This is a genomic window from Planctomycetia bacterium (assembly GCA_034440135.1).
In the GTDB taxonomy this organism is placed as follows: Bacteria; Planctomycetota; Planctomycetia; order Pirellulales; family JALHLM01; genus JALHLM01.
This window is the reverse complement of the sequence record JAWXBP010000450.1, coordinates 1-5,596: the sequence shown is the minus strand read 5'-3', so window position 1 is coordinate 5,596 and position 5,596 is coordinate 1. Positions and strand designations below refer to the sequence as shown.

6 protein-coding genes are annotated in these 5,596 nt (G+C 61.3%); 2 read left to right on the top strand and 4 right to left on the bottom strand.

What is annotated here, in order from left to right:
- Positions 1 to 1,515 (bottom strand): DUF1549 domain-containing protein (locus SGJ19_26070; GenBank protein MDZ4783730.1); only part of this gene is annotated, 1,515 nt, incomplete at its 3' end.
- A 314-nt stretch (positions 1,516 to 1,829) separates the two neighbouring features.
- Between SGJ19_26070 and SGJ19_26065 the strand changes: the two genes are divergently transcribed.
- Complete coding sequence (locus tag SGJ19_26065) at positions 1,830 to 2,330, top strand: hypothetical protein (GenBank protein ID MDZ4783729.1); 501 nt, start codon at positions 1,830 to 1,832, stop codon at positions 2,328 to 2,330.
- A gap of 7 nt (positions 2,331 to 2,337) precedes the next feature.
- Complete coding sequence (locus SGJ19_26060; protein MDZ4783728.1) at positions 2,338 to 2,739, top strand: nuclear transport factor 2 family protein; 402 nt, start codon at positions 2,338 to 2,340, stop codon at positions 2,737 to 2,739.
- Between the two features lie 22 nt (positions 2,740 to 2,761).
- Here SGJ19_26060 and SGJ19_26055 read toward each other — a convergent pair whose 3' ends face one another.
- From SGJ19_26055 to SGJ19_26045, 3 genes are all read right to left on the bottom strand, one after another.
- A complete protein-coding gene (locus tag SGJ19_26055) occupies positions 2,762 to 3,388 on the bottom strand; it encodes a DUF1349 domain-containing protein (GenBank protein ID MDZ4783727.1) in 627 nt (208 codons plus the stop codon).
- Between the two features lie 127 nt (positions 3,389 to 3,515).
- Positions 3,516 to 4,745 carry a site-specific DNA-methyltransferase gene (locus SGJ19_26050; protein ID MDZ4783726.1) on the bottom strand — a complete coding sequence of 410 codons (1,230 nt, stop codon included), beginning with the start codon at positions 4,743 to 4,745 and terminating at the stop codon, positions 3,516 to 3,518.
- Positions 4,729 to 5,355: an ApaLI family restriction endonuclease gene (locus SGJ19_26045; protein MDZ4783725.1), complete on the bottom strand. Its 627-nt coding sequence runs from the start codon at positions 5,353 to 5,355 to the stop codon at positions 4,729 to 4,731. The genes SGJ19_26050 and SGJ19_26045 overlap by 17 nt, the downstream gene beginning before the upstream one ends.
- Positions 5,356 to 5,596: the final 241 nt, after the last annotated feature.

Genomic DNA, 5,596 nt, shown 5'->3' with positions numbered 1-5,596 from the left:
GTCCGATGGCTCGCGGGCCAGCGTTCGCAGATAGATTTCGACCACCACGGTTTCATTATCGGTGTTCTCGGCGACCAGTCGGCCGAGTTCCGTGTTGGGGTTGTAGGCGTTGATGGCCCGTGCCAACAGCGGCGAGTTCATCATCAGCAAGGCTTGCGGAATGGAGCCGGCCATTTCGTCGCGCGGATCGCTGGGATCGTAGCCGAAGGTTTGCACGAACTGCCCTTGCAGTCCGCGCATGCCGCCGTATTGCCCGCCGCCGCGTCCTTGATCGAACGACACGCCCAGCGCCCGGGCCAGCGCGCTCATCAACTGGTCCGCCCGCAGCCGTTGCAGGCAGTTGGCCGTGAAGGGCGCCTCGTCGGGGTCGCGGCGGCTGCGGCTGTCCAGGCCGTAAGCCGAGGTGGCGGCCACCGTGCGGTACAGCCACTTCACGTCTCGGCCGTTGGCCCGAAACTGCGTGGCCAGCAGGTCCAACGTTTGCGGCGCGGAGCATTGGCGGTCCGGACCCAAGTCGTCGACCGGCTCGTAAAATCCCTCGCCGACCATTTCCGACCAGACGCGGTTGACGAACGCTCGATCGAACCAGGGGTTGCTTTCGGCGGTCATCAAATTGGCCAGCACGCCGCGCCGCTCCTGATCGGTCTTTCCTTCGTCGATGCGATGACTGGTGACGAAGAACGTGGGCTGCATCAGCGTGCCCCGCGCCGTGGGATCGTCGAGGTCCGGCATGAAGTGCTCGGCGCTGCCGCGGGGCTGGTTGCCGTTGGGGCGACGGCGCGGGTCGCGATCGACGGAGACCACTTCAAAGCTGCGTTGCTCGCCGTCGCGCACCGGCCGCACCGCGATGCGGGGAAAGAACGCGGCCAGCTCGTGGAACTCCGTCCGCTTCCAACGATCGGTCGGATGGTCGTGGCATTGGGCGCATTGAATCTGAATGCCCAGGAAAATGCGGGCGACTTCGGCCGTGGTCTCCTCGGGCATGCCCATCTGCGCCATGATGAGGGCCGTTTGGCCGTTGACGCGGACGTCGCCGGTGGCCGTGACGAAGCCGCGGGCGATTTCGTCCCACGACGTGCCGCCATTGAAGGCCGTGGCCAGATACTCTTGCAACGCGCCGGCCGAGATCAACGCGCGATCGTCGCTGCGGCGATAAAGCACCACGTCGCGCCAGTAGCGCGCCCAGTTTTGTCCGAAGCGCTCGTCGGCCAGCAGCCGCTCCACCAAGCGTTGCCGCTTGTCGGCGGCCGGGTCGAGCACGAAGGCCGTCACCTGCTCGGGCGAGGGCAGTTCGCCGATCAAGTCCAGCGTCAGCCGGCGAAGGAACGTCTCGTCGTCGCACTCGGCCGTGCGATCAGGCGTGGCCCCTTCCGCGGAAGTGCGTTCGCCGAGCAGCAGGGCATCGACCTGGGCGGCGGCTTCCGCCGGATTGAGTTTCTCCGCGCGGGCGGGGACCGCGTTGCCGGCCGTGATAAACAAGCCCAGCACGAACGCAATCCGCAGCGAGGTTCGCATGGCCGGCGTTCCTTGAAGGTTCCGAAAAGAACGAAGACTGGTGGCGTTGGCCTCAACAAGGCGAACCGCCCGCCCGCAGTATACCGCTTGCGTCAACCGGAAGTATTAAGCACCGCCGGGGGGTGGAAGTTTCGCCCTCTTACCGATCGGCCGGCAGCCGGCGGTCGTCATCGTAACATAAAATACACAAGCAGGTTAAGCGAAAAACGAACCGCCCTCACCGCACTTTTCGACTACAATGCCCGGACCCGTTGTGCGAAGGTATCGCAACCGCCGACGGCAAAACGCCTCGGTTCAGCCGCGAGCACTGTCGCATGAGCAAGTTGGGAGTCGCGTTGACCGGTTCCCAAGAGCGCGCCGTGCGCCGGCTCGTCGGCGCGCTCGACGAGGCGGCGGCCTGCTATCAATTCACGGGCGGCTTCGCTGGCAACCTGCACGGGTCCGACTGGCCGTTGCACGACCTGGACGTCGACGTCGCCCGCGCCGATCTGCCGAGGCTGGCGGAGATTCTGAAACCGCTTACGCGTCAGCCGCTTGGCCCGTACGAAGATGCGGAGTTTCGACTGCAACTCTGGCGCGGCCGGATCGAGGGCCTGGAAGTCGACGTCAGCCAGGCGGAAGAGGCCTACGGCCGTCGCGAGGGGGAGTGGGTTTCCCTGGAAACCAATCTGGCAATTCGCCAAAGAGTGGCGCTGCTCGACCTGCACGTCTGGGTGCAGCCGCTCCAAGCCCTGATCGCGTATAAAGAACTGCTTGGCCGCACGGCCGATGTATTGGCTTTGCGGAAGTTACGGCCCTTTCGTTGCAGCGAGTGAGGCGGTTGTGATTGCGGCCCCGTTCGATTTCGCCGACTGGCTGGTCCGCTACGGCAACGCGTGGACCGGTCGCGATGCGGAGGCAGTCTGTCGATTGTTCTCGCCCGAGGCCGCCTATTATGAAACGCCCTTCGATCCGCCGATGACGGGGACGGCGGCCATTCGTCGATACTGGACGGATGGCGCGGTGAACGGTCAACGCGACGTGGTCTTCGCGGCCACGCCCCTGACGATCGATGGCCGGACGGGGTTCGCCCATTGGCGAGCGACGTTTCGCCGCGCGACCAGCAATACCCTGGTCGAGCTGGAAGGCATCTTGTCCGCCCGCTTCGACGAGACGGGGCGCTGCGCGGAGTTTCGAGAATGGTGGCATCGCCGCGAGACGCCGGCCGAGGAATCGCAGGCGTAACGCGAGCTGCGGCCGCGCTGGCTTACTCGGCGGCAATCCTGCCCGCTGCGACGGTCAGGAAGGCGAACTCGGCCGCGAAGCCGGCTGCCTTCGGACTGCAGGCGTACGGTCCGCAGGCCACCGCCGCGCCGGCGCGGTCTTCGTGCAAGTGGGCGACCCGCAGTTGGGACCAACTCGCGCCGTCGCGGGAGGCTTCCACGAAGTAATCGCTCTCCTCGCGGCGGATGCGCAGCCACATCTGCCCTACGTCCGACGGAATATCCTGCGTGGACCAGTCGGAGTAACCGGCGTTGGTAACGACCGCGCCCAACCGGCTGGGGCCGTGCGGTTCGTACTCGACGGACGTCTTGAGCCAGCAGGACGGCGAGATGCGAACCATCAATCCCGCCTGGTCGTATTGATGCACGCCCTGAAAGGCGACCAAAGTCGTTGCGATGAAGTCGCCGTTGCACTCCGCGAAGAGAAAATGCCCGTTGTCGGCCGAAAAGCCGTAATGCGTCTTCTGCCAGTAGTCCGTGCCGCCCTCCGTTTCCACCCGCAGGCAGCGCCGCGCAGGAACGATCGACCAACGCGCCGGCTCGCAGAACCAGCGTAGTTGCGGATGCAGCTCGGCCGTGGCGAACGATTCGTGGAGTGCGACGACGGTCACGCGGAACTTCGAGTGGATGCAGGCGATTTCATGTCGCGCACGGACTTAGGAGCCGCAGTCGCCGGGCGACCCGCCGTTGGGCCTTCGTTCGGCTCACCGTTTAGCGAATCGGGGGTTGACTTCTCGGTCACAGGCAACGTGTCGCTCGATGGACGGTTGCGAGATGCTCCAAGCGCTCTCGAATACTCAAGCCGGGCGATTCGATCGCCACGACGCCTACGGGCAGTTCATTGGCGAATTCAAGGCTTCCACCTCGCGTCAAAGCCACTACAAACATCACTTTCGCCCCCTTGCCGGCCGAGGCACTAGCGAGTTTTCTGGCCGCGTCCATGAGCGACTCGCCCATTCGCTGAACTCGAACCGTCACTGGGCCGCCGTCGAACTCCCGTTTCAGAATTGCGTCGATGCCGCTATTGCGCTGAACTGGCACACATTCCAAGCCTTGCAGCATTGCAAGGGCTGCATCATCGGCATTTCGATACGCCTCGCGCCCCATTTCGAAAACGCGAGACTGGCTCCGAGGCGCGCCGCAGAGGCGCTTCCTCGTCAACGTCACCGCGTCCTCAGAAACGTCAATTCCCATGCCAACCCGGTTAAGAAATTTTGCCGCGACCAACGTCGTGCCACTTCCGCAAAATGGGTCTAGGATACGATCGCCTTCATTCGATGCAAGTCCGATTATTCGCTCGAGTAGCAGCAGGGGCTTTTGGGTGGGATAGCCCGTTCGTTCCTTGGCCTTGGGGTTCAATAGCGGAATGTCCCATACGTCGCTCAGAGGCACTCCACGTTTGGCGCCATTGGAAACCGCCATCCCATCTTCATCCCGGTCGTACGTGGACTTGTTGAAGCCGTCGCGCGTTCGTCGCTGTAATATTTGGTCAACATTGGTAGCTAAGGAATAGTCGGTCAATACTTCGTTAAAGACGAACGTGCTGGTTTTAGTGTAATAAAGTATAGTTTGATGAGCCGGCAACAGTCCTCGTTGCGAGTTGGACCACCGTCGATAGCACCAGATGATCTCCGAGCGAAATTTCTCCGGTCCGAATACTTCGTCGAGCAAGGCGCGAACCAAGTGAACCGCATTTCGGTCGCAATGAAAAAAGATAGAACCTTTGTCTGAGGCGACTCTGTGAATTTCACCTAAACGCTCAAACAAAAAAGTCGCGTACTCTCTCTGCGTGGACCAGAGATCGTCGAAGGAAAACTCCTTCGACCGATCTCGCGGGCTAAGGCGATGCACCCTCTGAGTAAAAAACGGCGGGTCGAGGTACACGAGATCCGCCGTGCCGCCCTCGATCTCTTTCAGGATCGATAAACAGTCTCCAAGGCGAATCTCGATATCAGCCGTTAGGTGCATTTTCTTGCGCCAGTGTCGTGAGAATTTCGAAAAGGTTGATTCCTGTCCGTTTCTGCACATACTTCCACGCGGCATCCCCGTAGTAGTATTGGCCGCCGAGGCCTTTATAGAGGGTCTCAAGAGTTTGTTGAATCTTGATTGCTTGCGCTCGATTCGGATAGTAGAACATCACCCGTATGGGCGTGTACTTTGCATCGACGACCGCTTGAATGCGAGTGTGTTCTTTCGTAATGTGATCGCCATCGGTAGTCGCGTCTCTCCATTTGATCTCGATAGCATCGGAGTCCACAAGACAGTCGATTTCGAAGGTCTTGGGGCGACGGCCCTGAGAATTGGGGATCCGAACGGAACCAGACGTCGGGAATTTGTCGCGAAAGCAAAGCTGCACAGCTTTCTCCAGGAACGACCCGGCGTATTTGTAAAGAAATCGTCCCTTGTTTTGGTATTGGTCAACCAACTGTCCTTCGTCATCGCTAACCCCCAAGACCTGGTAAATCAGCAGATGCGACCTGTCGTCCTCTTTCATTTCCTCCAAGCGATCGTCAATTGCTTTCTTCAGTCTGTCGGCGTAGCCGCGCGCAAGTAGTCGGATGTTGTCTTCGATGGCCATGGGAATAAACCTCTTGTGTGTCGCGACTTACGTCCGCCGGGCCATCGTACGGATTTCCACTTACTAGAATCGGACGGAAACTATTCCACCGCTGGTAGATCATCCATGACGCCCGCGCGCAGGTCAAGTCCGGAGCCTTGCTAGCAGAGCATCGAAGATAATGCACCGCTATCAGGGCGGCCTTGCTACGGGTAGCGGCGGGAGGAGGCTCTGCCTGGGCGGCACACCCAGCAGGTGGACG